Source organism: Streptomyces sp. NPDC033180 (assembly GCF_055577645.1).
In genome coordinates this window covers 135,282-158,715 of record NZ_JBVIPU010000019.1, presented here as the reverse complement: position 1 = coordinate 158,715, position 23,434 = coordinate 135,282, and the positions used below count along the sequence as shown (strand labels likewise).

Sequence of the window (23,434 nt, the reverse complement as noted above, 5' to 3'; positions counted from 1 at the left end):
CACGGTGGGCGCCCGGGATCCCGGGACCGGAGGCCTGCGGGTGCGGCCTTCGGTCGCAACGAGTATCGGGAGGGTAGGCCCCACCCGCACCGATACCACTCGGCGATAACGGCAGAGCATCAACTGATATGCGTAGCAAGGGAGTTGACGCCCAGCAGGCCTCGATCTGGGGCAGGCTACAGACACCCGATCCGGTCGATGCCGCGCACGCACAGAGGTTCAGCAGGATGGTGGCGATGACAGTCGGGCATGCGAAGGTGACAGGGATCCACGCTGTCGGTGACACTGCTACTCAGTGACCGATACCGAAGATCGCTTCGGCGGGACTCGACGCGGAAGGCAGGGTGAAGGCGACGATGCCTGCGCCGGGAACGACGGCTGTCCTGGTACTGCTGCCGGACGCCGAACCCCTGCTGGAGTTGGCCGCTCAGGTGGATGCGCGGGTGGTGCGGGCGGGCGTGCCCGCACACGCGACGCTGCTCTACCCGTGGCTGCCTGCCGACCGGATCGGTACGACGGAGCTGGACCGGTTGCGGGCCGCACTGGCGCGGGCGACACCGGAAGCCGGCCGGATTCCCCTGCGGCTGGCCGAGGTCGAGCGTGGTGACGCTTTCGTCGGTGTCCCGGCCCCCGAACTGCGCCTCCTGGCCACCGCCGTTCGGACCGCATTTCCCGAACAGGCCCCCTACGGCAGCCGGTTCGGGCAGGACCCGCCGACGCACGTCACCGTAGCGCTGTACGCGGCTCCCCAGACCGCCGTCGACATCGCGCGTCGCGTCACTGGCCGTCTGCCGATCTCTACCGAAGTGACCACCGTGCACGTGATCGCCCTCACACCCGACGGCTGGCAGACTCTCGCCGAGTTGCCGCTCACCGCCTGACCGGGCCGAGTTCACGATCGGCCCCTCCTAGGGGCTCAGCGATCGGCTCGCCCCCCCCCGCGGATTTCACTTCGCGCGGGCGCACTTGTGCGACACGTACAGCCCCGCCTCGAAGAGAGTCGGGGCTGAACGGCGTTGGCGGGTGTTCCACAGAACGAGGCGTTGAGGACCAGGCCCAGGGCGACGAGCTGGTCCTCCTGGCCCTCGCGGTATGCCTGGCGGATCTGGCCGCGGCCGCCGTGGCAGATCGCGCGAGCGAGGCGGTGGCGGGACGGGACTCCTGCACGGTGAGCTGCCGAGCCGGTTCAGGGCGCGGAGCGGCTGCTCCAGCACGACGCACACCACGTACGCGTCGCGGTCGACCGCGCCCTGCGGCAGTTTGGCGTTGGAGAACACCGCGGGCTTCCACATCGCATGCACCAGCTCGGTGCCGACCTCGCGCGGCAGCAGCGGCCGGGGTGGCGCCCAGTGCGTCCGACTCCCCGAGCAGGGACAGGAACGGGCGCAGGGTTGCCCGCTCCCCTGCCGCCTGCGTATCCGCATCCGCATCCGCATCCGCATCCGCATCCGCATCCGCATCCGCATCCGCTGGGAGATACGGGACATCCTCCACGACGGCGGTAACAGAATTCGCCAGAATACTTCTCCTGGTTCATGCGGGGCTGGTGGGCTGACCGCGCTCAACTCACCGATCACAGGAGGCGCGCGTGAATCTCGTCGTCAACGGCGACGCGGAGAGCGGGGTCGGCGGTACCGCCGACCCCGTCTCGAAGGTCCACGGCTGGAAAGTCACCCAGGGAGCCCCGGCGCTCATCGCCTACAGTCTCGGCGGCGGCTACCCGACCGCGTCGGACCCCGGCCCTGCCGGCCGCGGCAGCCGCTTCTACTCGGGCGGCAACAGCCCGCGCACCGTACTGGTGCAGGACATCGACCTGCCCAGGAGCGGTCCCACCGGACGCCGCGCCGTCGACGGGGGCAAGGTCCGCTACACGCTGGCCGGTTGGCTCGGCGGCTTCGCCGGACAGGAGGACGGCGCGCGCCTGTCCGTGGAGTTCCGCGACGCCAAGAACACCCCCATCGCCCTCAGCGTCCTCGGTCCCGTCAGCGCGGCCGACCGGCAGGGCAGGACCGGACTCCTTGAGCGCACGGCCGAAGCCGCCGTGCCGCCCACCGCCCGCTCGGCGCGAGTCCTGCTCGTCTTCACGCGCAGCGGCAGCGGAACCTCCAACGACGGCTACGCGGACGCCCTTTCCCTCACCCTCAGCGCCACCGGAGGCCGCCGATGACCGTCAACCGCCGTGACCTGCTCAAGTCCGCCGCGGCCGCCGGCGCGCTCAGCCTCGCCTGGCCGCTCGCCCCGGGCCTCACCCCGGCGCAGGCCCGCGAGGCCGCCGAGAAGCTCGGTGCCGAGTACGACCGCGCGCCCTTCACGCTCGGCGTCGCCTCCGGTGATCCGCAGCCGCACTCCGTGGTGCTGTGGACCAGACTCGCGCCCGAACCGCTCGCCACCGAGCAGAGACTTCCCGAGGTTGTCGAGGTCGAGTGGGTCCTCGCCGAGGACGCCCGACTGCGCCGCGTCGTCGCCCGGGGCACGGCCCCCGCATCGGCGACGCTCGGCCACAGCGTGCATGTCCCGGTGAGCGGCCTCGCCCCCGGCCGCCACTACTGGTACGCGTTCAAGGCGCTCGGCAATACATCCCGAGTAGGACGTACGAAGACGGCGCCGAGCGGCCGCGTCTCCAAGGTCACCTTCGCGGCCGCCAACTGCCAGGCGTTCCACGACGGTTTCTACGCCGCCCACCGCGGCATCGCCCGCGAGAACGTCGACTTCGTCATCCATCTCGGCGACTACATCTACGAGCACGGCCAGGTCGGCGGCGTACCCGAGGAGCACGTGCGCGACCACGACGGCCCGGAGATCCTCACCCTCGCCGACTACCGCAAACGACACGCTCTCTACAAGGGCGACAAATCGCTGCGCGAGGCGCACGCCGCCCATCCGTGGTTCCTGACCTGGGACGACCACGAGGTCGTCAACGACTACAGCGGCACCGGCGGCGGCGCCCCTTTCATGCGGCGCCGCGCGGCCGCATACCAGGCATGGTTCGAGCACATGCCGCACCGCGACTCCTTCGGCGGGTCAGCGCTGCCCGACCCCGAGATCCACCGGGTGCGACGCTGGGGCGACCTGCTGGAACTGGCCATCCTCGACCTGCGCTCCTACCGCTCGGCGCAGAACCTGCCGGACGGCACCATCCTGGGCGCAGAGCAGAAGACGTGGCTGAAGAAGACCGTCGACCGCGCCCCCGACGCCTGGCACGTATGGGCCAACTCGATCATGCTGAGCCAGCTGAGGGGCCGCCCCGGTGGCTCGTACATGTTCACCGACCAGTGGGACGGCTTCCTCGCCGAGCGCAAGGAAGTCCTCGGGCACGTGCACCAGAGCGGCCTGGAGGACCTGGTCGTGATCACCGGTGACTGGCACTCGGCCTTCGTCGACGACCTCCGCACCGACTTCGACGAGCCACAATCCCCCCTGATCGGCACGGAGTTCACCGCCCACTCGGTGACCTCCGGCGCATACTCGGCCGACTGGAACGCCGCCAACGGACCGTTGATGGGCCAGGCCAATCCGCACCTGAAGTACTTCGAGGGCAACCGGTACGGCTATGACGTGTACGAGGTGACACCGCAGCGCTTCAGCGCACACATGCGCGTCATCGGCGACCGGCGCGACCCGCACTCGCCCATCAGCACGCTGACCACGTTCCACATAGACCGGGGCAAGGCCGGATCCTACGAGGACAACGACACCAAGGACTCGCCCGCGCAATACCGCAGGGACTGACACCATCTGCCCGTGCCCCGGCCCGACCGGCCCGGGGCACGGGCAGGCCCCAGCCGCCGGCAGGGCTAAGGGCGCTGCCTCAGCCGGTCGACGATCGCCCAGTCCACCACGTGTGACAACTGGAGGTACGTCTTGTCGCCGGACGCCGAAGTCCGCTCGTCCCGGAAGCCGAGGAATTCATGGGATTCCGGATCGAAGATGAGGTACTTGCCCTGCGCGAACGGACTCTTGGGGTAAGAGATCCCCACCCCAGTGCGGCCGGCAGAGTCCTTCACCCCCGGGATCGCCTTGACCCCGGGCACCAGGGCCAGCGCCTCGTACGCGGCGGGGCGCAGCCCCTGGGGCAGCACCGGCCACTTCAGGAGCTCGCCGAGCATGAAGTGGGCGTCGTACCAGTCGTCTGTGGTGAAGTCGCTGATCGGTTTGCTGGAGGTTCCGACGCCGATGATCTTCGGGATGAGCTTCTTCGGGTCGGTGGGGAGCTTCTTCAGCTTGCTCCACTCCCGAGGCGGCCACACGCCCTCGCCCTTCCCCAGGGGCTCCTCCCAGATCACCCGGCCGAGCTCCATGGTCAAGGAGCGCTTGGAGCCGTCCACCGAGTCCCAGTTCACGTCCTCGTAGGTCTTGACCTCGCCGGTCCTGCGCTCCGTCTCCTTGATGATCCGCTTCGAGTAGATGAACTGGTCGTCGCGCGGCGCCACCGTCTTCTCGTGCTTCCCCGTCTGTGCTGCTGCCGCGTTCAGTACCGTTGCGGCACTGACGTTGCCCATCCGCGGGGTCGCCGTACCCGGCAGGCGCTCGGCACGGTCGGGGCGACCGCCCTCGTCGGCGCCTCCCTCAATGATCAGTACCGCCGTTCCCGTCACCGCCACAGCGGCCACGGCGGCTGTCGCGAGGCGCAGTGCGTGACGGCGGCTGGGGGCGGGGTCGGTGTGCCGCTCGGCGCGCGCCATCGTGTTCAGGAGTCGGTGGCGGGCCTTCGCTCGGGCCGGTTCGGTGAGCGGGGCCGCGTCCGCGTCCCAGTCCCGCAGGAGTTCGAGTTCGTCAGTCATGGTCGGATACCTCTCGCAGTGTCGTCGGATCGGATCCGCCCAGCGCTTCGCGTAGCTTGCCGCGAGCCCGGTGCAGCCGTGATCTGACCGTGCCGATGGGGACGCCAAGGGCCTGGGCCACCTCCTCGTAACCGAGACCGCCCCACGCCACCAGCAGCAGTACGTCCCGGTGCCGCGCGGGCAGTGCAGCCAGTGCCGCTGCCAGCTCGCGGCCCACGGCCTGCGCCCCCACCCGGGCCGCAGCGCGGTCGGCCAGCGGCTCCTCGTGATCGGCCGGAGCCGGGACACGGGACAGCGCTTTGAAGCGGCGTGCCTCAGCCCGCCGGTGTCGGCCGATCAGATTGGTCGCTATGCCGAACAGCCAGGGCCGGGCGCCATCGCCCGTGGCCCGCGAGGGGTCGTAACGGTGCCGCTGCTGGAAAGCAGTGGTGAAGGTCTCCGCCATGAGGTCGTCGGCCGGCTCGTCGCCGAGCCTGCGAGCCAGATAGCGATGTACCGCGTCCGCGTATCGGTCGAAGAGCACGGCGAATGCCTCGGGCTCGTCCCGGGACCGCGCAATCACCGAGGCATCACTCTCCGCCGCCGTGCGGACGCCTGGCTCGACGGTCATCGGGGCTCCTCTCGTTCAGGGAACATGCTTCGAAGGCTTGGGCTGTCGGGCTTTCACCTCTCCTTCGCCGCTCGCCCCGGGTGAGTTCCCTCGGCCCCGGGAGCGTGCATCGAAAGCAGACCTCAAGTACGAGATGCTCTTGTTCACGGGACGTGGAGATCCGCCGAACTACGGTTTTCCGTGTCGGCAGTTGGCCGCGGCCATCCGCTCGAAAGTCCGCTCGCTCACCCCTGACCGCCCCCCCCACTGCCGCAGCCCCGTCGCACCGAACGTGTTGAGTTCGGTGACCTTCTCCTTGCGTCGCTCGGACAGGGGCGCGGTCTCCGGATCGTAGACCGCACGCGCTCGTCCGGCTCACAGGGCGACGGCCATGGCCCCACAGGAGAAGCCGATGCCGTAGGAGAGGAACAGCGCCCTGGTGTTCGGCTTCAAGGCACCCCGTTCCCGGCACTTGGCCAGGGTGAAAAGGACGTTGGCCGGGCCCAGGTTGCCAGTGTCCGCACACGGGTTGGGCACGATGTCCATACTGAACCCGCAGGCCTTCGCGCCGATTCGCAGTGCCCGGGTGTTCGGCTGGTGGGCGATCACCAGGTCGAGTTCGCCGGTGGCCCAGCCGGCCTGGGCGAGGGCTGTGTGCACGACGTCGCGGACGAGCGTCCGGCCGAGCTGGACCAGCGCGGTGCCCTGCATGGTGTAGAAGCCGATGCTGACCTCGAACCCCTCCTCCGTCCTGCGGTTGGAGTGGGCAGGCATGGTGCCCAGCTCCCAGTGCTGGGGGTGGGTCTCCCAGTGGCTGCCGCGCACGTCCAGCCGTGCCCCTCGGTTCTCATCACGGGACAGCACAACTGCCGCGCACCCGGCGCCGAAGATGCCGGCCAGGCTGAGGTCGTGATGGGCCGTGAGGTTGATCGCGTCCTGTCCCCCCACGACGATCGCTCGCTCGCACCGGCCCGCCTCCAGCATGGTGATCGCCGTCTCCAGTGCGGGGATCACCTCCGCGCACGAACCGTCCACGCTCATGGTCTTCGCGCAGCCGATGCCGGCCTGTCGCGCCAGCAGGACGGCCTGGGAAGGAGCCAGGAACGTGGGGATGCCGACCTGGGGGAAGATCAGCAAGGTCTCGCTGCCGATCTCCTGCGGAGCCACGCCCGCGTCGGCACATGCCTTGCCGACCGCCTCGGCTGCCAGGGAGAGCAGGCTCTCTCCCTCGGCGTAGACGCGCCGCTGTCGGATACCAGTGCGCCGCAGGAACCAGTCCGGCTCCAGACCGTGCGCCAGAGCCAGCTCGGTGCTGCTGACTGTGTCCGACCCGAGCGCGTAGCCCGTGCCTGCGATCCCGACCACCATGAGGATGCCCTTCTCACCTGAGCAGCCACCCTGTGCGCACTGCCCGCAGCGCCTCACATCAGAAGCCGGCGCCGATCGCGGGCTTTGACGCGCTGCACAAGCACAGAACGATCACCGACCACGGCCGGACACGACATCTGGCGATGAGGCCGCAACATCGAGCGGGCCACGGCGGGCGAGGGCGATCACGGCCCGGAGCCGGCGTCCACAGCCTCGCCGGGAACAACGGTGTGCCGCCTCTCTGATGCCGCCAGAACGCGCGGTCCGGCGCTGGTCGTGCGGGCGCCGCCAGTCGGGTACAGACTTGATCACATGGGTACCAAAAGGCCCCGGACGGTTTCCGCCGCCTCCTCCACCACGGCGAGCGCGCCGAAGCAGACTCTCGCGCTCGCGGCCATGCTGTTCGCGGTGTCGATGACGTTCATCGACCAGACCATCGTGTCCATCGCCGCGCCGGACATCATCGAGGAGCTCGGCCTGACGTCCTCCGGGATGCAATGGGTCGTCAACGCCTATCTGCTCGCCCTCGCGGCATTCTTCGCCCTCGGCGGCCGGCTCGCCGACCTCATCGGCAACCGCCGGATCATGCTGATCGGCACACTCGTCTTCGTCATCTCCTCAGTGCTCTGCGGGTGCGTCCCCGAAGGGGACTTCGCACAGACCTGGCTGATCATCTTCCGAGCCACCCAGGGGCTTGGGGCAGCGCTGATGTTCCCCGCCGCACTCGCCGTCGTGGTCAACGTCTTCCCGGTGGAGAAGCGCGGCCGGGCCCTCGCACTGTTCTTCGGCCTGTCGGGCGCTCTCACGGCGATCGGCCCCCTCCTTGGCGGCTGGCTCACCGGGTGGACGTGGCGCGCGATTTTCTGGGTCAACGTCCCGGTCGCCGTGATCGCGCTCATCCTCACCTTCATGGCCCATGTCCCCAACGTGCGGCGGGCGGAGAAGCTCGATGTACGGGGAGCCGTGCTCGTCGCGGCGGGCATGGGACTGAGTGTGCTGGGTCTCCAGCAGGCCCAGGCGTGGGGCTGGAGCAGTGTGCTGACCTGGGTCTGCATCATCGGTGGCCTGGCGGTGCTCGCAGTGTTCGTCCGCTACGAGATGTCTGTGGCTCAACCCCTGATCAAGATGCGGGTGTTCAGGGACAAGGCGTTCACGGTGGACAACCTCGTTCTGTTCTTCGCGATGTTCGCGTTCGTCCCGCTGTTCTTCTTCGCCTCCGTGTACGCCCAGGTCTCGCTCAGCGCCTCGCCGAACCAGGCAGCACTGTATTTGCTGTACTTCTTCGCGGGATTCGCGATCACCTCCCAGTGGGGCGGCCGGATCCTCGACAGGAGGGGCGCCCGACCGGCCCTGAAGATCGGCACGGCCCTCGGGGCGGTCGGCTTCGCGCTCTGGGCCGGGAAGCTGACCGATCTGTCGATGCACAACCAGTGGCCCTACGTGGCTCTGGCCGGTGCGGGCATCGGGTTCCTGCTGGCCCCAGCCTCCACAGACGCGGTCAACAGGGCCATCGGTGCCTCGTACGGCGAAGTCACCGGCATCACCCAGACGGTGCGCAACTTCGCGGCGAGCGTGGGTCTTGCCGTCTTCGGCACGATGCTGACGCACGCGACCACCAACCGCGTGGCGGACACCCTGGAGAGCCGGGGCCTGTCGCAGGACGAAGCCCGGGACACAGGGCGCTCGGTGGCCGAGGCGGTCACCGGGAACGCGGACGGCCGGGCTCCGACCGGGGACGGGCCTGCGGCGACGCGGATGCGTGAAGCGATGGGCGACATCCAGATGGACTTCGCCCAGGCCAACCAGTGGGTCTTCTACGGGATGGCCATCGTGCTCGGCATCGCGTTCCTGTGCGCGCTGCGCCATCCCGGATCGCGCGTGACATCGGACTCCGTCGCCGACGGGCCGTCCAACGCGCCCGCCGGTACTTCGTCCGATGCCCGTTCCGCGGCGCCGACCGATCCACCGGACTCGAGGCCGGCGGATCGGTGACGGGTTCCGTCACGCGGCCGATCACCCACCTGCTTCGACGTCCTCAAGGCTTGCCCTTGATCGTTACGAGCGGATGATCTTGACGCCGAAGCGGCCACCGAGAGCAAGGCCGACTGCGGTGTGAAAGTGGGCGTACATTTCCAGGCCGCGGGCCGCGGCGAGGGGGCCGAGGTCGATGATGTCGTTCCAGCCGTAGGCGTTCAGGAGCTCGCGAGCCGCGGTCTTGGCCTCCTCGTGGTCACCGGCCAGGAACATGGTGTGGTCACCGCCGGCGAACTCGGCCGGATCGACGACGGTCTCCTGCTCCTGGGTGACGAAGGTCTTGACCACGGCGGTGCCGGGCAGGGCGCGCTGGATCTGTTCGGCGAGACTGTCGGTGTCGACGGGGTCCAGGCGCGGCATTTCACCCCAGGGGGTGGGCCAGGAGTGTTCGGGGCCGCCGGGCTGCTGGTAGACGTAGGGAACGGCGTAGTCGATGAGGGTCTTGCCCGTGAGAGCTCCGGTGGGGAGCGCGGACAGGGCGGTGACTGCGTTCGCCCCGTCGATGCCGTTGATCACCAGTTCACCCGCGTCGGCGGCTTCGGCGAAGGTGGTCAGGGTCAGCTCGGGGTGGGCGGCGTGGAAGGCGGCGAAGGGTTCGGTACCCATCATGTCGGGTTCGGTCCGTGCGAGGGTGGCCTCCGGATCACGGGTGCCGACGATGACCTGGTGGCCGAGTACGGACAGGCGGGCTGCGTGCTGACGGGCGCCCGCGCCGGTTCCGAGAATCGCGATCTTCACAGTGTTGCTCCTGGGATGGGGATGCTGCCTGAAGACAGACGGCCCGTTTGGCCGCAAACAAGACATTACGACCCCTTGAGGACATCTCGCGTCCTAAAAGAACGACTACGGCCATTCGCGTCCTAGCCGGCGGCGGCGAGGATGCGGCGGGCGGCAGTGCGCAGGTGGTCGCGGACGGCGTCATCAGCATCCAGGGCGTACTCGTTGCCGAGGCCGGCGAGGATCTGGGCGATGCCGGGAAGGTGGTCGCCGGAGCAGTCGACCGTGCAGGAGTTGGGGCCGGCCGGCTGGATACGGTCGGCCAGGGCCCAGGTGCGGCGGCGTACGGCATCGGCGGGTTCCTGAAGGGTCGCGATCGCGCGGTAGCGCACCGGCGCGGAGGCGATCTTCCCTGCCACGTAGGCGGCGGGGTCCTCGCCGGGCACGGGGCGGGGTGTGTAGTGGCGGCGGGTCGGCGTCAGGTCGGCGATGCGGTCGAGGCGGTAGATGCGCCAGGCGTCGCGGGCGTGGTCGTGGGCGAGGAGGTACCACAGGCCACCGGACGCGACGAGGTGGTGCGGGTCGACGCGACGGGAGGCGCCCTGGCCACTGCGGGTGGTGTAGGCGAAGGTGACGGTCTCTCGGTCACGGCAGGCGGCGGCCAGCGCGGCCAGGGTCGCCGGATCGGTACGAGGGCCGCGGCGCTCCCATTCGATGGTGGCTGTTGCCTGCTGCAGGGCGGCGACCTGCGAGCGCAGGCGCGCGGGCAGGACCTGTTCGAGTTTGGCGAGGGCGCGCAGGGTGGTCTCCTCCATGCCGGTGAGCTGACCGGCGGCGGTGCGCAGGGCGACGGCGGTGGCGGTCGCCTCGTCGTCGTCGAGGATCAGCGGCGGCATCGCGGCACCCGCGGCCAGGCGGTAGCCGCCGGCGTGGCCGGTGGTGCCCTCGACGGGATACTCGAGCTCGCGCAGGCGGTCGATGTCGCGGCGCACGGTGCGGGTGGTGACGCCGAGCCGCTCCGCGAGTTCGGCGCCCGACCACTCGCGGCGCGTCTGCAACAGGGACAGCAGGCGGAGCATCCGGGCGGGAAGGTCGGTCGTCATGTCTCCAGGATGACGTGCTTTACGGACGCGAGATGTCCTAAAGGGACCTTAGCGTCGGAGACATGTCCGAGAACAAACCACTCCAAGCACCTGTGAATGCGGTGGATCCGCGCAGGTGGGCGGCGCTGGCCGTGGTCCTGATCGCCTCCTTCATGGAGGCGGTCGACGTAACCGTCGTGCATAAGGCCGTCCCCGTGTCCAGGGCGACTCCGGCGCGTCGACCTGGGCTTGGGCATGGGCATGGGGCTGATCATCGCCCCGCTGACCGACCTGATGATCCTCTCCGAGGTCCCCTCGGCGACGACAGCCCCGCCGAGCAGGCGCAGCGGATGCCGCACGCGTTGCCGATCGCCGAAGTCGGCCCCGAGCGGGAACGGGGGGAACAGAAGCGGGAGGCCGAGCCGGCTGCGATCGGATAACCGCCCCCCCCTGACTCCGCACATCACACCTCACACGGCACACGTGAAAGGCAGTCATATCGTGAGTTACATGTCTCCCGGCCAGGTGGTCTGGTTCGAGTTCGGCACCACCGACCTGCAGGCCGTGACCGACTTCTACGGCCCCCTCCTCGGCTGGAGCTTCGAAGTCGACCCCGACTCCTCCATCGACGGCCGCACCTACACCCGCATCCTCGCCCCGGGCACGCCCTGGCCGATGGGCGCGATCCAGCAAGGTGACACCGGCGGCGAGAGTCTCAACCTCTCCGTCCTGTCCGCCGACGTCCACACCGACGTCGACAAGCTCACCGCGCTCGGCGCGCAGGTCCTGGTGCCGGCGACCGCGGTCGGCGAAGTGACCGTCTTCGCGCGGCTGGCCGATCCGCGCGGCAACGTCTTTTCCCTGTTCTCCCGCGGCGAGTCGGCCAAGCTCGCCGACCGGGCGAAGGCGACCGAAGAGCACATGCAGCACGCCGCAGCCGCGCCGCAGCCGGGAGCGATGGCCTGGTTCGAGATCGGCACCACTGATGTGCGGGCCACGATGGCCTTCTACGCCGCAGCCTTCGGCTGGCGGTTCGAAAAGGACGGCAGGGCCGACAGCACGCCCTACTTCAAGGTCTACACCGGCACCGGGTGGCCCTCCGGCGGCTTGTGGGACCACAGCGGCCGGTCCGACGGCGGCGACTACGCCATGCCGTCCTTCTTGGTCTCAGACGTCGTCGCTGCCACCGACGCCGCCGCACAGCAGCCGACAGTCCGGGTCGAGTACGGACCCGAGGCCGCCCCCGACGGGTTGGTCCTCTCCCGCATCGTCGACTCGCGCGGCAACCGCTTCGGCCTGTTCTCCCTGCCCACTCAGCCCGCCGACGCATGAGTTCCGCGGCGGACCGCGGCAAGCGCCAGGCGTCCGCTTCACATTGCACGATCCGCGGCCGGCTGCACATCGGCCGCGGTGACAAGGAAAGGATCCACCCGACATGAGCTCCTCCCACTCCGCCAACCCTCTTGCCGGTTCGGTGGTCTCGTACGCGATCTGGGCCGACGACGGCCGCCGGCTCGCTGACTTCTACGCCGCCGCGCTGGGCAGCGAGGTCGGAGCTCCTTACCCCGACGAGCACGGCAACGAGGTCGCCTTCCCCGTCACTGTCGGCAGCACGATGTACGTCTTTTGGACCTCAGGCTCCTTCACCGCACCCAACTGGCCTCAGCAGGACCTGCCGTTCCACCTGGACCTGGCGTTCGGCGACGTGGCCGCCGCCGAAAAGCGGCTCGTGGAGCTCGGAGCGAGCAAACCCGCCTTCCAGCCCGGCGGGGAGCAGTGGACGGTACTGCTGGACCCCTCCGGCTGGCCGCTGTGCATCAGCCGGCGCCAGCCCTCCTGACCGCACCGCACCACCTTTGCCGAGCCACGGGTGTGACCGCTCAGCACTGCCCGCTACCCGCTACCCGCCACCCGAAAAGGAAGAATCATGAAGATCGCCCTGCTAGGAACCAACTTCGGCCAGGCGCATGCCGCCGTCTACGCCGCCCGCGGCGACGTGGAGGTGGTGATGTTCGGCCGCGACTCGCAGAAGACCGCACAAACGGCCGGCCAGTTCGAGTTCGCCTCCTCCACCGACATGGACGCCGCGTTCACAGACCCCTCGTTCGACCTGGTCGATATCTGTTTGCCGATCCCCCTGCACGCCCCGTACGTGCTTCGCGCCCTGGACGCGGGCAAGCACGCCTTGGTCGAGCTGCCCCTGGCCGACGACATCGAGGACGCCAAGCGCGTCGCCGACGCGGCGGCGCGCAGCGACAAGCACGTGTTCGTGGACATGTTCGAGCGGTTCATCCCGGCCAACCGGGCCCTGTTCGACGCGGTGAGCGAGGGCACCTACGGGCGGCTTGAACAACTCACCCTGTGGAACATGACCGCTCACCTGTGGCCGGGCGCCTCGCTCGGGCTGAAGGCCCTGCCGCTGGAGGCCATGCACAGCGAGATGGACATCATCACCCGCACCCTCGGCCTGCCCGAGGACGTCACCGTGAGCACCGTGGCGCGCGACAAGGACTCCGCCGCCATCGAGGCCGCCTTGGGTTTCGACGGCGCGGCAGCCCGCAGCTCCATCTCCTCGCTGATGCCCAAGCCTTGGGGAGCCCGTGGCGGCTACACAGCCACGTTCGATCACGGCGTGCTGGATGCCAGCTCCACGATGGGCTTCGACGGCAAACCGTCCGGCACCGTCACCGCCTACACCGCCGACGGGCCGCGGGAGCTGGACCTGCCGTCGGCCGACCAGTACACCGCCATGATCGACCATGTCATGGCCGTGCTCCGCGGCCAGGCCGAGAACCAGATCTCCCCCGGCAGCGTGCTGGACGCCCTCCAGCTCACCCTTGACATCGAACAGCGGGTCAACAGCCCACGCTGAGGTCGCCTGCCTGCCCAGCAACGTGGAGGCACCTGAAGCCACTGGTAGAGGTTGTCCCGTCTGGGGTGCGGTCACGTATGGGGGGCTCGACCGGGTCGCCGCTGCGAGCCGAGGCAGGAGAGCGGGTGAAGCAGCGCCCGCTGGACCTGGGGCTCCTGGGTTCCTTGCTGCCTGTCGGTGAAGAGTAGTCGAACGCTCCAAGTTTCACTGGGCGTTGAACGGCAACACGGACTGCATGGCTGACGAGAGAAGAAACTCCAGTGACAGCGCCGGGAACGCTCGGCACACCACGAAGGCGGCATCCGCCAAGGGGCGGTCCACTGCGAGTACAGGAGCACGCAAGGTGAACACCACGGCACAGAAGGCCAAGCAGGAGTCGGCTGAGGCTGCTGACAAGGCGAAGGGTTCGGCCGGAGAGGCAGCCGACGCCGCCGGTTCCAGTGCGCATTCGTTCGGTCTCGCGACACAGCGTGCGAAGCAGGCCGCGGCCGCGGGTATCGAGAGTGGCGGCAAGACAGTGGTGTCGGCCACCGGCAAGGTCGCTTCCACCGCAGTCGCCGGCTGGACCCTGGTGAAGAACCGCAAGGCCATCGCTGCGGGCGCTGCCGCGGGTCTGGTCAGTGTGGTGGGTGTCTCCTTCACCGCCGGGCGCCGGACCGCGAAGGTTCAGGGCGGGCCGCTGACTCGGCTGACACATGGGCGTATCTGACTTCTGCCGCATAAATCAACCGCTTCAGGCGTCAGGGTGGAGAGGACCGGGTCCTCTCCACCCTGACGCCTGAAGCGGTACAGGCCATCCAGGTGCCGGCGGCAGTCAGGCCGGCGCGCGGTCGAGCAGTCGCTGGATGTGGAGGCCGCGGGCCGCGTCGATTCCCGTGCCGCGGCCCGTTCGGACCGCGGTGGCGAACTCCCTGCGCAGAATGGGCCAGCACTCCTCGTGGTCGATGTCGGCCGTGTCGTAGACCAGCTCTTCGCCGGGCCCGAAGAGCTCCACCCGTGTCCTGGCCCGCGGAAGGTTCACGCTGCCGGACAGGGAAGCCTGGCTGACCGCGCCGTTCTCGTGTTCGCAGGTCAGCTCGGCCCAGCGCTTCGGATCGCCCGTGGCGCGTACGGAGACGATCGGTGCGACAGCGGTGTCGAGCAGGTCAAGGAGGTGCGGGCCCAGGTCGAGCAGCGCACCGTGCTCGAGTCGCCACCCGGTGGCGAAGTCGCTCCCGAGGAAGGCTCCGTGCAGGTAGCACGAGCGGGCACCGGTGACGTCCCGCGTCGCCGCTTCGGCGAGGAACGCGCGGGTCGTCGGGTGGTACCGCTTGGTGAGGACGAGCTGGGAGATCACCTGGTGCTCGGCAACCGCGTCCGCGACGGCGCGGGCGGCGTCCAGGTCGACGCCGAGCGGCTTCTCCAGGAGCAGGGCGCGGCCCGCCGCGGCCGCGCGCGGGGCGAGGGCGGACTGCACGGCGGGGGGCACCGCGAAGGCCACTGCCTCGCACATGTCCAGGAGTTCCGCGTAGGCGACTCGAGGAGGCAGCGGCTCGCCTGCGATCGCGCTTCGCACGCGACTTCTGGATGTCCGGCCCCGACTTCCCCGCTCTCGCCCTGGACGGCCAGGGCAGGCACGTCGACTCCCTGGCCTCGGACGCCGGGCATCTCCTGTGGTCGGGCATACTCGACGCCCCGCTCGCCCGGCGCGTGGGGCAACGCCTGGTGGAGTCCGACTTCTTCACCGGGTGGGCCATCCGCACACTGGCCTCGGGGCAGCCCGGATACCACCCGCTCTCCTACCACCGGGGCAGCTGCTGGCCCCACGACACCGCGGTCGTCCTGCTCGGTCTCGCCCGCTGCGGCCTCGCCGACGAGGCACGCGCCGTCGCCGAAGGGCTGGTGGCCGCGTCGACCCATCAGGACCACCGCTTGCCCGAGGTGATGGCGGGATACGAGCGCGCCCAGCACCAACGGCCGGTCCCCTACCCCCACTCCTGCTCTCCCCAGGCCTGGGCCGCGGCGACGCCTCTGGCCGTTCTCACCGCACTGAACACCTTGTCGTAACGGCAGGCGCGTGATGTGCCGGACGCTGCCTCACCGTCTCCGACACGGAGGATGCTCAGTCGAGACAGAACTCGTTGCCCTCGACGTCCTGCATGAGGATGCACGACTCGTTCTCCTCATCGGCGACCAGCGTGCGCACATGCACTGCGCCGAGGGCGACCAGTCGTTCGCACTCGGCCTCCAGCGTGGCCAGCCGCTCGTCCCCCACGAGTCCGGTTCCTGCCCGCACATCGAGATGCATGCGATTCTTGGCGACCTTTCCTTCAGGAACGCGCTGAAAGTACATCCGCGGGCCCACACCCGAAGGGTCCTTGCAGACAGACCATGCACCCTGCCGCCCAGCGGGCTGCGCGCCATTGAAATCATCCCAAGAGGCAAACCCCTCCGGCGGCGGCATGACGTACCCCAACACCTCGCACCAGAAACGAGCGACGCGCTCAGGTTCCGCGCAGTCGAAGGTGACTTGGAACTGCTTGATCGTTGACATCGACGCACCATAACAGGGCACGTACCGCGCTGAGCTGACATCCGCGTCGGGTACCGCGCTGGTTGTACGCGAAGACCAAACGGCTGCGGTATGTGGGCAACGCCCCAGCACCGTACGGTTTTTTCCGACCGCACGACGCACGAGGCGCGAACAGACGCCGCTCCACAAGTGCGCCGAACTCACCACAGGGGGAGCCCAGTTCATGTCGTTCATGTCGAAACGTACCAAGAAGGCGAAGCTGGCCGTCGTGACCACGGCGCTGGCGGCGACTCTCGGCACCGGGGTGGTGCTCGCACCGTCCGCGAGCGCCGACCCGTTCCGCTGCGGCCAGTCCGGCAGCGACCCGCGCGCCTGGTGCGCGTATGTGAAGAACTCACCCAACGGCCTGACCATACGCAAGGGCCCCGGCACCAACTACGGATCCGCGGGGTCGATACGTAACGGTGCGAAGGTCGAGATCGATTGCTGGACGTACGGGTCCAGCGTGGGCGGCTACAACATCTGGACCCGGATCTACTCCAACCCCGGCAACCGCTATGTCAGTGACAAGTATCTGACCACAGGGCGGGTGCAGAGCTTCCTGCCCAAGTGCTGACCGGCGCCAAACCGTCCGTGTGCGGGCCGCGGGCCATCAGCGGCACTCGGCCCGCACACGGCGCTCGGTCCCGCTCACCAAGGCGGCGGCGTACTAAATACAACAGCGGGTCAGTGAGCCTTTCGACGCGGCGCATACTCAGTCGCACTTTGTTTTGATTTTGACGGTCGCCGCAAGAGGCTTCGTTCCCTCTTTACTTGTAACGGTGACATTGACAGATACCCCGCCGGGGCCGCAGGTATACACGTCAGGCTTCGCTATGAGCGCTTTGAACCGAATGAAGGTATTGCCCTTGGCCGGATGGCGGGAGCGAGAAGGAGAGCTCTCAGATCTCCTGTAAAAGCAGAGAGCACCACGGTCGAGATCGCAAATATCCCTGCGATATAGGCGGCCTTTACCGTCTGATCTTTCCAGGTGTGGTCTTTGTTCTCGTCTGGCACGACGCCCCCCGTGGTGAGTTTCTTGGGCAGAACGCCCCTCAGCCAGGTGTCGGGATAGTACAAGGCGCCTGGACTCAGGGCCCCGGGCTCGGGGGAAGTTGCCGACGGATCGTTACCGATCAGCAGGCGCAGAAGCCTGGGCTGCGGCACTTGGTGCACCCCTGGCCAACTCCCGGTTCTGGTGGGGGAGGTTGCCCGCTCCCTGGCCCAGTGGCGAGGCAGGGCCAACAGGAGCCTGGCGCGCATTTTGACACGGCCTTGACAAATTGGCGAGGGGTCGCCAGGATGCAAAGTGCTCGCATTTCTATGCAATTTCCTGTGCCGAGCGCGCAATTCAAGCATGCATCGGCATGTCAGTCCGTACTCCAGTACGCGCTCACCCCCTCTCCATCACCGCAGCAAGCGCGGCCGGCGCGCGCCCTGCCTGACACACCCCCAAGCGTCAGGAGGATGCCCCATGTCCCCACGCCCTCGTACAGGGCTCAAGTTGCTCACCGCACTCGCACTCACGCTGTCCGGACTCACGGTCACCGCTGCCACCTCCGCGGGCGCAGATGCCCGGGACATCCCGGCCGCGGACTACCAGCAGGTACAACTGGCCACGGGCGGCGCCGAGTTGGGCGAGGCGATGTCCCTCACCGTGCTGCCCGACCGTTCGGTGCTGCACACCGCCCGTGACGGCACGGTCAGATACACCGACGCCGCCGGAAACACCACCCAGGCCGGCAAACTGGACGTCTACACCCACGACGAGGAAGGGCTCCAAGGCATATCGGCCGCCCCGGACTTCGCCTCGAGCCGCCAGGTGTACGTCTACTACTCCCCCAAGCTCGACACCCCGTCCGGTGACGCGCCTGCCACCGGAACCGCCGCCGACTTCGAGCGGTGGAAGGGACATCTGAACCTCTCCCGGTTCACACTCAAGGCCGACAACACCCTCGACATGGCCAGCGAGAAGGTCGTACTCGAAGTGGCCAACGATCGCGGCAAGTGCTGCCACGTCGGCGGGGACATCGACTTCGACGCCGCCGGGAATCTGTATCTCAGCACCGGCGACGACACCAATCCGTTCGACTCCTCCGGCTACGCGCCCATCGACGAACGCACGGACCGCAACCCGCAGTTCGACGCCCAGCGCTCCTCCGGCAACACCAACGACCTGCGCGGCAAGGTGCTGCGCATCAAGCCGACCGCAGCCGGCGGCTACACCGTCCCCGCCGGCAACCTCTTCGCCCCCGGCACCGCGAACACCCGGCCCGAGATCTACGCGATGGGCTTTCGCAACCCGTTCCGGATGAGCGTCGACAAGAAGACCGGCATCGTCTACCTCGGCGACTACGGACCCGACGCCGGCGGCGGCGACGCGAACCGGGGGCCCGGCGGCCAGGTGGAGTTCGACCGCATCACCGCACCCGGCAACTTCGGCTGGCCGTACTGCACCGGCACGAACACGACCGCCGAGACGTACAACGCGTACACCTTCCCCAGCGGTCCATCCGGCGCCAAGTACGACTGCGCGGGCGGTCCGGCCAACGATTCGTTCCGCAACACCGGTCAGGCCAAGTTGCCCCCTGCGAAGGCCAGTTGGATCAAGTACGGCTGGGACGGGTCGCCGCCGGAGTTCGGCTCCGGCTCCGAGTCACCCATGGGCGGCGAGGTCTACCGCTACGACCCGGATCTGGAATCGTCGGTGAAGTTCCCGCAGTCCCTCGACGGCCGCTTCCTCGCCACCGAGTACGGCCGCAAATGGATCAAGTCGATCGAGGTGAAGTCCGACGGATCCCGGGGCGTCATCGAGGACTTCCCGTGGACCGGCACCCAGATCATGGACAGCGACTTCGGCCCGGACGGCGCCCTGTACGTCCTCGACTACGGCACCGGGAGCAACAACCAGGCCCTGTACCGCATCGAATACCTCGGCGGGAGCAATCGCAGCCCGATCGCCAAGGCCGCCGTGGACAAGACCTCCGGCGCCGTGCCGCTGACCGCGCAGTTCTCCTCCGCGGGCAGCTCCGATCCCGAGGGGCAATCCCTCAGCTATGCCTGGGACTTCGGTGACGGCTCCACGTCGACCCAGGCCAACCCCTCGCACACGTACACCACGAAGGGGACCTATCGGCCGACACTCACCGTCAAGGATCCCCAGGGCCTGACCGGCAGCGCAAGCCTCGTGGTGACCGCGGGCAACACCGCACCCACGGTCTCCCTCCAACAGCCCGCTGACGGAAAGCTGTTCTCCTTCGGCGACACCGTGCCCTTCGAGGTCGAGGTGAGCGATCCGGAGGACGGCGCGATCGACTGCGCGAAGGTCAAGGTCACCTATCTCCTCGGGCACGACAGCCACTCGCACGCCATCACGTCCAAGAACGGCTGCAGCGGCAGCATCACCGTGCCGGCCGACGGCGAGCACGACAGCGCGGCCAATCTGTACGGGGTCTTCGACGCCGAGTACACAGACAAGGCCGGACTGACCGCGCACAGCCTGCGCACCCTGCAGCCGCGCCACCGGCAGGCCGAGCACTTCACCGCCCAGTCGGGCATCCAGATCGCCGGGCACGGCCCCGCCGAGGGCGCCAATACGGTCGGCTTCACCGACGACGGCGACTGGATCTCCTTCAAGCCGTACGCACTCGGCGACGCGAAGTCGTTCACCGCCCGCATCTCCTCGGGCGGCGCCGGGGGCACTATCGAGATCCGCGCCGGTTCACCGACCGGGACGCAGCTCGGCTCGGTGGCCGTGCCGGTGACGGGCGGCTGGGAGAACTTCCAGAACGTCACGACGAACCTGTCCGGGGCACCGTCCGGGACCACGGACCTCGTGCTGGTCTTCAAGGGGCCGAGCGGTCAAGGGAACCTCTTCGACGTCGACGCGTTCACCCTCGCCACCACCGCGCAGAAGGGGCGTCAACCATGAGCAGCACGAGCAGAGTGTCGAGCCGGCTGCGCCGCGCACCCACCGCTCTCGTCCTCGCATTGGCCGCCGTTCTCACCGTGCCGATCGCCGCGCAGACCGGGTCCGCGCGGGCGGCGTCCGAGCAGGACTCCGGCGGTCGAGGGGACGCCGCGTCCTTTGACGTCCTCGTCTTCTCCAAGACGGCGGGCTTCCGCCACGACTCGATCCCGGCCGGGATCGACGCCTTGCGCGGCCTCGGCCAGGAGCAGGGCTTCACCGTCACGGCCACCGAGGACGCCACGGCCTTCAGCCCCGACAACCTCTCCGGATACGAGGCCGTCGTCTTCCTCAGCACCACGGGCGATGTCCTCAACACCGCCCAGCAGAATGCCCTGCAGTCGTACGTCGACTCCGGCGGCGGCTACGTCGGTGTGCACGCCGCGGCAGACACCGAGTACGACTGGCCGTACTACGGGCAGATCGTCGGGGCCTGGTTCAAGAGCCATCCCGCCATTCAGCGGGCCACCGTGGTCAACGAGGACCGTACCCACCCGGCGACCGCTCACCTCGGGGCCACCTGGACCCGCACCGACGAGTGGTACAACTACCGCGCCAACCCCCGCTCCGGCGTCCACGTCCTGCAGAGTCTGGACGAATCGACCTACAGCGGCGGAGAGATGGCGGGCGACCACCCCATCACCTGGTGCCACACGCAGGGCCAGGGCCGCTCCTTCTACACCGGCCTCGGCCACACCGCCGAGTCGTACGCCGACTCCGACTTCCGCACCCTGTTGCTCGGCGCGGTCCGCTACGCCGCGGGGCAGGCGCCCGGCGACTGCGCGGCTGATGCGCGAGGCGGCACGGTGAAGGGTGAGGCGTACACATCCGGTTCGGGCGCACAGGCCGCCGAACATGCTTCGGCGAGCGAAGGCAGCCACCCCCGGGCGACCCACCGCGAGCCCCGGACGGCCGAGAAGACCGCTGCCGAGGAGGGATCTCAGAACGTCCACCTCTTCTACTACCCGTGGTACGGAAACCCCACCGTGAACGGGAGTTGGCGCCACTGGCCCCAGGGCGGTCACACCCCGCCCGACGACGTCGGCGCCGACTACTACCCGGCGCTCGGCCCCTACGACTCCGGAGACATGGCGGGCGCCGTCGCCCAGCACATGAAGGAGGTGCGGAGATCCGGCGCCGGCGTCATCGTCTACAGCTGGTGGGGCCGTGGCGGTTACGAGGACCAGCTCGCCAAGGGCGTTCTGGACGCGGCCGCCAAGGAAGGCGTCAAGGTGGCCTGGCACCTGGAGCCGTACTCGGGGCGTACCGCGGCCTCCACGGTGTCCGACATCCAGTACATCAACGACACCTACGGCAGCCACCCCGCCTTCCACCGTTCCGCCGAGCACGGCGACAGAGCCGCGTTCTATGTCTTTGAGAGCCTGCGCATCACCGACTGGACCGCGCTCGACGAGGTGACGGACAGCAGCATCGTGCTCGCCCAGACGACCGACACCACGAAGATCGCCCACTTCTCCGGGATGTACACCTACGACGGGATCGCGGGCGCCACCGCCCCCGGCTGGAAGCAGGCCGGTGACTACGCCCGTGCCCACGACCTGATCTGGGCCCCGTCGGTCGCTCCCGGCTACATCGACGACCGGGCGGTCCCGGGCAACACGACGCCCACCCTCGACCGCGCGGACGGAGCGGCCTACGACAGGCAGTGGAACAACGCCCTGGACCCGGCGACTGGCGGCTCGCCCGCCTGGGTGTCGGTGACGTCCTTCAACGAGTGGCACGAGGGGAGTTCCATCGAGCCCGCCGACAGTTCACCGCCGACCGGTCACGGCTATCTGACCTTCGACGGAGCCTACGGAAAGACGGGTGAGGCGGCGGAGTCCGCCTACCTGGACCGGACGGCGTACTGGGTGTCGCGCTTCGACGGCATGCGGAGCTGAAACACAGCGGGACTCCGCACGCCGACCAGAGCCCCCGGAGATCGAACGGTTTCCGGGGGCTTGTGCCGGGTCAGAACCGGGCGTGCGTGGTGATGTCCGACTCGAACTGGTTGATCATCTGAGGCGTCACCGTAGGACGGCACTGGGCGATCGCCTCCAGGTAGCCCGCCGTGCTCGCGCCCGGCAGTGCCTCCGTGGCGGCAGCCTGCCCGCCGACCGGGACGCCGACCGAGACCAGATCCCGCTCGAAGGAGTTCTGGGCGGCGATCCGGGCGGCGTGCTCGATGTCGGCGGGTGTGAACAGGTCGCTCGCTGCCACCAGTGCGTCGACGTCCACCTCCGGTCTGCCATCGGTGTAGCGCGCCCAGATCGCCGCCCGGGCCGCCTTGTCCGGCGTACCGATCGGGATCAGGTAGTCGAAACGACCGGGGCGCAGGAAGGCCGGGTCCAGGGAGCGGATCGAGTTCGTCGCGCAGACCAGGAGCCGCTCGTCGCGCTCCCGGAAACCTGGGATGAGCTTGAGCAGTTCGTTTGTCACCCCGTGCATGCCGCCGGGTTGCGCCGGTTCCTGGCGGACCGGGGCGATCTCCTCGACCTCGTCGATGAAGACCAGGACCCGTTCCAGCTCGGCGATCGCTGCGAACGCGGAGCGCAGCGCCGCCGCCAGATTGCCCCCGTCGGCCAGCCGTGAGGGCAGGATCTCCACGAAGGGCCAGCCGAGACGCGAGGCGATCGCGCGCGCGAAGGTCGTCTTGCCGGTACCCGGCGGGCCGAACAGGCCCACCGCCCGCGGCGGGCGCACACCGTGCCGCGCCGCACGCTCCGGCTCGGCGAGCGGAAGGACGACCCGCCGTTCGATCAGGTCCTTCTCACGCTCCATGCCGACGACCTTGGCCCAGAGGTCACCGGGCAGGAGCCGGCCCCCCAGATCGTCGAGGAGGCTGGCGGCGGGCCCGTGCACCGGCTCGACCTTCTCGAAATAGGCGACGGCGGGCCGGCGGGTGTAGCCCGCGTTGAGGAGCCCATCGCCGAACAGGTCCTCCTCGGGCAGGACATAGGCGATGCGGCCGACCCGCGCGGCGACCAGGCGGCGCTCCAGTTCGACCAGGAGTGCGCTGGCCAGGCCGCGCCCCCGCCAGGCCGGGGCAATCGCGATCCGCATCACCCAGGCCCGCTCCCCGGCCACACAGGCGAGGGCCGTTCCGATGGGTACGCCCTGGTGGACGGCGACGACGCCGGGCTGGCGGGAGGTCAGGGCACTGATGCACTCCGCCACGGAGAAGACGGATTCCTGGCCGAGCTCGGCCGTGGTGTCCATCAGGTGGACCACCGCGGCGAGATCGCTCTCGCGGTAGTCGTGGATCAGCCAGTTCACAGGCCCCGCCCCTCGATCGTTCTCGTTGTCGCGCCGTTGCGGCGAGGCTAGAGGCGCCCCAGGTCACGGGTCGTGTGCCACTGTGCACAAGGCACGCGGGGAAATGCTACGAACCGTCACTGGGCCTCCGGGCCACCCGCAGGGTGGAGCGATGACGGAGCACGACCCACAGCGCCCCGGCTAGATGAGAGCAGGAG

19 protein-coding genes and 2 pseudogenes are annotated in these 23,434 nt (G+C 68.9%); 12 read left to right on the top strand and 9 right to left on the bottom strand.

What is annotated here, in order from left to right; genetic code table 11:
* Positions 1-356: 356 nt before the first annotated feature.
* A complete protein-coding gene (locus ACZ5WE_RS35130) occupies positions 357-881 on the top strand; it encodes a 2'-5' RNA ligase family protein (RefSeq protein WP_467694302.1) in 525 nt (174 codons plus the stop codon).
* Positions 882-1,022: 141 nt separating this feature from the next.
* Here the strand turns inward: ACZ5WE_RS35130 and ACZ5WE_RS35125 are convergent.
* Positions 1,023-1,150, bottom strand: a pseudogene (locus tag ACZ5WE_RS35125) (Tn3 family transposase); the annotation flags it as partial.
* Between the two features lie 438 nt (positions 1,151-1,588).
* On the opposite strand from ACZ5WE_RS35125, the gene ACZ5WE_RS35120 reads away from it, so the two are divergent.
* The gene (locus tag ACZ5WE_RS35120) at positions 1,589-2,167 is read left to right on the top strand and encodes a phosphoesterase (RefSeq protein WP_467694303.1); all 579 of its coding nucleotides are present in this window, start codon (positions 1,589-1,591) and stop codon (positions 2,165-2,167) included.
* Positions 2,164-3,729 carry an alkaline phosphatase D family protein gene (locus ACZ5WE_RS35115; RefSeq protein WP_467694305.1) on the top strand — a complete coding sequence of 522 codons (1,566 nt, stop codon included), beginning with the start codon at positions 2,164-2,166 and terminating at the stop codon, positions 3,727-3,729. The genes ACZ5WE_RS35120 and ACZ5WE_RS35115 overlap by 4 nt, the downstream gene beginning before the upstream one ends.
* A 65-nt stretch (positions 3,730-3,794) precedes the next feature.
* Here ACZ5WE_RS35115 and ACZ5WE_RS35110 read toward each other — a convergent pair whose 3' ends face one another.
* The 3 genes from ACZ5WE_RS35110 to ACZ5WE_RS35100 form a co-directional block, all read right to left on the bottom strand.
* Positions 3,795-4,781, bottom strand: coding sequence for a CU044_5270 family protein (locus ACZ5WE_RS35110; RefSeq protein WP_467694307.1), 987 nt, complete (start codon positions 4,779-4,781; stop codon positions 3,795-3,797).
* Complete coding sequence (locus tag ACZ5WE_RS35105) at positions 4,774-5,391, bottom strand: RNA polymerase sigma factor (RefSeq protein WP_467694308.1); 618 nt, start codon at positions 5,389-5,391, stop codon at positions 4,774-4,776. Before ACZ5WE_RS35105 ends, ACZ5WE_RS35110 begins: the two co-directional genes overlap by 8 nt.
* A 354-nt stretch (positions 5,392-5,745) precedes the next feature.
* Positions 5,746-6,738, bottom strand: a complete 993-nt coding sequence (locus tag ACZ5WE_RS35100) for a 3-oxoacyl-ACP synthase III family protein (protein ID WP_467694310.1) — start codon at positions 6,736-6,738, stop codon at positions 5,746-5,748.
* Between the two features lie 312 nt (positions 6,739-7,050).
* Between ACZ5WE_RS35100 and ACZ5WE_RS35095 the strand changes: the two genes are divergently transcribed.
* The gene (locus ACZ5WE_RS35095; protein WP_467694312.1) at positions 7,051-8,730 is read left to right on the top strand and encodes an MFS transporter; all 1,680 of its coding nucleotides are present in this window, start codon (positions 7,051-7,053) and stop codon (positions 8,728-8,730) included.
* Between the two features lie 63 nt (positions 8,731-8,793).
* On the opposite strand, the gene ACZ5WE_RS35090 is transcribed toward ACZ5WE_RS35095, so the two are convergent.
* Positions 8,794-9,510 (bottom strand): NADPH-dependent F420 reductase, encoded by a 717-nt coding sequence (locus tag ACZ5WE_RS35090; RefSeq protein ID WP_467694314.1) that lies wholly within the window; start codon positions 9,508-9,510, stop codon positions 8,794-8,796.
* Between the two features lie 122 nt (positions 9,511-9,632).
* On the bottom strand, positions 9,633-10,592 hold the full coding sequence (locus ACZ5WE_RS35085; protein WP_467694315.1) for a helix-turn-helix transcriptional regulator: 960 nt from the start codon (positions 10,590-10,592) through the stop codon (positions 9,633-9,635).
* Positions 10,593-11,081: 489 nt separating this feature from the next.
* On the opposite strand from ACZ5WE_RS35085, the gene ACZ5WE_RS35080 reads away from it, so the two are divergent.
* The 4 genes from ACZ5WE_RS35080 to ACZ5WE_RS35065 all read left to right on the top strand — a co-directional run bounded on the left by ACZ5WE_RS35080 (position 11,082) and on the right by ACZ5WE_RS35065 (position 14,152).
* Positions 11,082-11,903, top strand: coding sequence for a VOC family protein (locus ACZ5WE_RS35080; protein WP_467694316.1), 822 nt, complete (start codon positions 11,082-11,084; stop codon positions 11,901-11,903).
* Positions 11,904-12,006: 103 nt separating this feature from the next.
* Entirely contained in the window at positions 12,007-12,411 is a 405-nt protein-coding gene (locus ACZ5WE_RS35075) for a VOC family protein (RefSeq protein ID WP_467694318.1), read from the top strand.
* An 87-nt stretch (positions 12,412-12,498) separates the two neighbouring features.
* A complete protein-coding gene (locus ACZ5WE_RS35070) occupies positions 12,499-13,443 on the top strand; it encodes a Gfo/Idh/MocA family protein (RefSeq protein WP_467694319.1) in 945 nt (314 codons plus the stop codon).
* Between the two features lie 343 nt (positions 13,444-13,786).
* Positions 13,787-14,152, top strand: coding sequence for a hypothetical protein (locus tag ACZ5WE_RS35065; protein WP_467694321.1), 366 nt, complete (start codon positions 13,787-13,789; stop codon positions 14,150-14,152).
* 105 nt (positions 14,153-14,257) lie between these two features.
* Here ACZ5WE_RS35065 and ACZ5WE_RS35060 read toward each other — a convergent pair whose 3' ends face one another.
* Positions 14,258-14,998, bottom strand: a complete 741-nt coding sequence (locus tag ACZ5WE_RS35060; protein WP_467694322.1) for a Gfo/Idh/MocA family protein — start codon at positions 14,996-14,998, stop codon at positions 14,258-14,260.
* Here ACZ5WE_RS35060 and ACZ5WE_RS35055 point away from each other — a divergent pair.
* Positions 14,956-15,489: pseudogene (locus ACZ5WE_RS35055) on the top strand (amylo-alpha-1,6-glucosidase); the annotation flags it as partial. The gene ACZ5WE_RS35060 and the pseudogene ACZ5WE_RS35055 overlap by 43 nt on opposite strands.
* A 55-nt stretch (positions 15,490-15,544) precedes the next feature.
* Here the strand turns inward: ACZ5WE_RS35055 and ACZ5WE_RS35050 are convergent.
* Entirely contained in the window at positions 15,545-15,976 is a 432-nt protein-coding gene (locus ACZ5WE_RS35050; protein WP_467694323.1) for a VOC family protein, read from the bottom strand.
* 211 nt (positions 15,977-16,187) lie between these two features.
* Here ACZ5WE_RS35050 and ACZ5WE_RS35045 point away from each other — a divergent pair, with 211 nt between their 5' ends.
* The 3 genes from ACZ5WE_RS35045 (at position 16,188) to ACZ5WE_RS35035 (ending at position 21,862) form a co-directional block, all read left to right on the top strand.
* Positions 16,188-16,571: an SH3 domain-containing protein gene (locus ACZ5WE_RS35045; RefSeq protein WP_467694324.1), complete on the top strand. Its 384-nt coding sequence runs from the start codon at positions 16,188-16,190 to the stop codon at positions 16,569-16,571.
* Between the two features lie 897 nt (positions 16,572-17,468).
* On the top strand, positions 17,469-19,925 hold the full coding sequence (locus ACZ5WE_RS35040; protein WP_467694326.1) for a carbohydrate-binding protein: 2,457 nt from the start codon (positions 17,469-17,471) through the stop codon (positions 19,923-19,925).
* Complete coding sequence (locus tag ACZ5WE_RS35035) at positions 19,922-21,862, top strand: ThuA domain-containing protein (RefSeq protein WP_467694328.1); 1,941 nt, start codon at positions 19,922-19,924, stop codon at positions 21,860-21,862. Before ACZ5WE_RS35040 ends, ACZ5WE_RS35035 begins: the two co-directional genes overlap by 4 nt.
* 70 nt (positions 21,863-21,932) lie before the next feature.
* Here the strand turns inward: ACZ5WE_RS35035 and ACZ5WE_RS35030 are convergent, their stop codons facing one another.
* Positions 21,933-23,237: an ATP-binding protein gene (locus ACZ5WE_RS35030; protein ID WP_467694330.1), complete on the bottom strand. Its 1,305-nt coding sequence runs from the start codon at positions 23,235-23,237 to the stop codon at positions 21,933-21,935.
* Between the last annotated feature and the right edge of the window lie 197 nt (positions 23,238-23,434).

Coding starts and splice junctions, on each gene's coding strand:
- ACZ5WE_RS35095 (WP_467694312.1), top strand. CDS start 7,051: ATGGGTACCAAAAGGCCCCGGACGGTTTCCGCCGCCTCCTCCACCACG.
- ACZ5WE_RS35050 (WP_467694323.1), bottom strand. CDS start 15,976: ATGTCAACGATCAAGCAGTTCCAAGTCACCTTCGACTGCGCGGAACCT.
- ACZ5WE_RS35110 (WP_467694307.1), bottom strand. CDS start 4,781: ATGACTGACGAACTCGAACTCCTGCGGGACTGGGACGCGGACGCGGCC.
- ACZ5WE_RS35045 (WP_467694324.1), top strand. CDS start 16,188: ATGTCGAAACGTACCAAGAAGGCGAAGCTGGCCGTCGTGACCACGGCG.
- ACZ5WE_RS35075 (WP_467694318.1), top strand. CDS start 12,007: ATGAGCTCCTCCCACTCCGCCAACCCTCTTGCCGGTTCGGTGGTCTCG.
- ACZ5WE_RS35115 (WP_467694305.1), top strand. CDS start 2,164: ATGACCGTCAACCGCCGTGACCTGCTCAAGTCCGCCGCGGCCGCCGGC.
- ACZ5WE_RS35130 (WP_467694302.1), top strand. CDS start 357: ATGCCTGCGCCGGGAACGACGGCTGTCCTGGTACTGCTGCCGGACGCC.
- ACZ5WE_RS35040 (WP_467694326.1), top strand. CDS start 17,469: ATGTCCCCACGCCCTCGTACAGGGCTCAAGTTGCTCACCGCACTCGCA.
- ACZ5WE_RS35100 (WP_467694310.1), bottom strand. CDS start 6,738: ATGGTGGTCGGGATCGCAGGCACGGGCTACGCGCTCGGGTCGGACACA.
- ACZ5WE_RS35070 (WP_467694319.1), top strand. CDS start 12,499: ATGAAGATCGCCCTGCTAGGAACCAACTTCGGCCAGGCGCATGCCGCC.
- ACZ5WE_RS35085 (WP_467694315.1), bottom strand. CDS start 10,592: ATGACGACCGACCTTCCCGCCCGGATGCTCCGCCTGCTGTCCCTGTTG.
- ACZ5WE_RS35035 (WP_467694328.1), top strand. CDS start 19,922: ATGAGCAGCACGAGCAGAGTGTCGAGCCGGCTGCGCCGCGCACCCACC.
- ACZ5WE_RS35080 (WP_467694316.1), top strand. CDS start 11,082: ATGTCTCCCGGCCAGGTGGTCTGGTTCGAGTTCGGCACCACCGACCTG.
- ACZ5WE_RS35105 (WP_467694308.1), bottom strand. CDS start 5,391: ATGACCGTCGAGCCAGGCGTCCGCACGGCGGCGGAGAGTGATGCCTCG.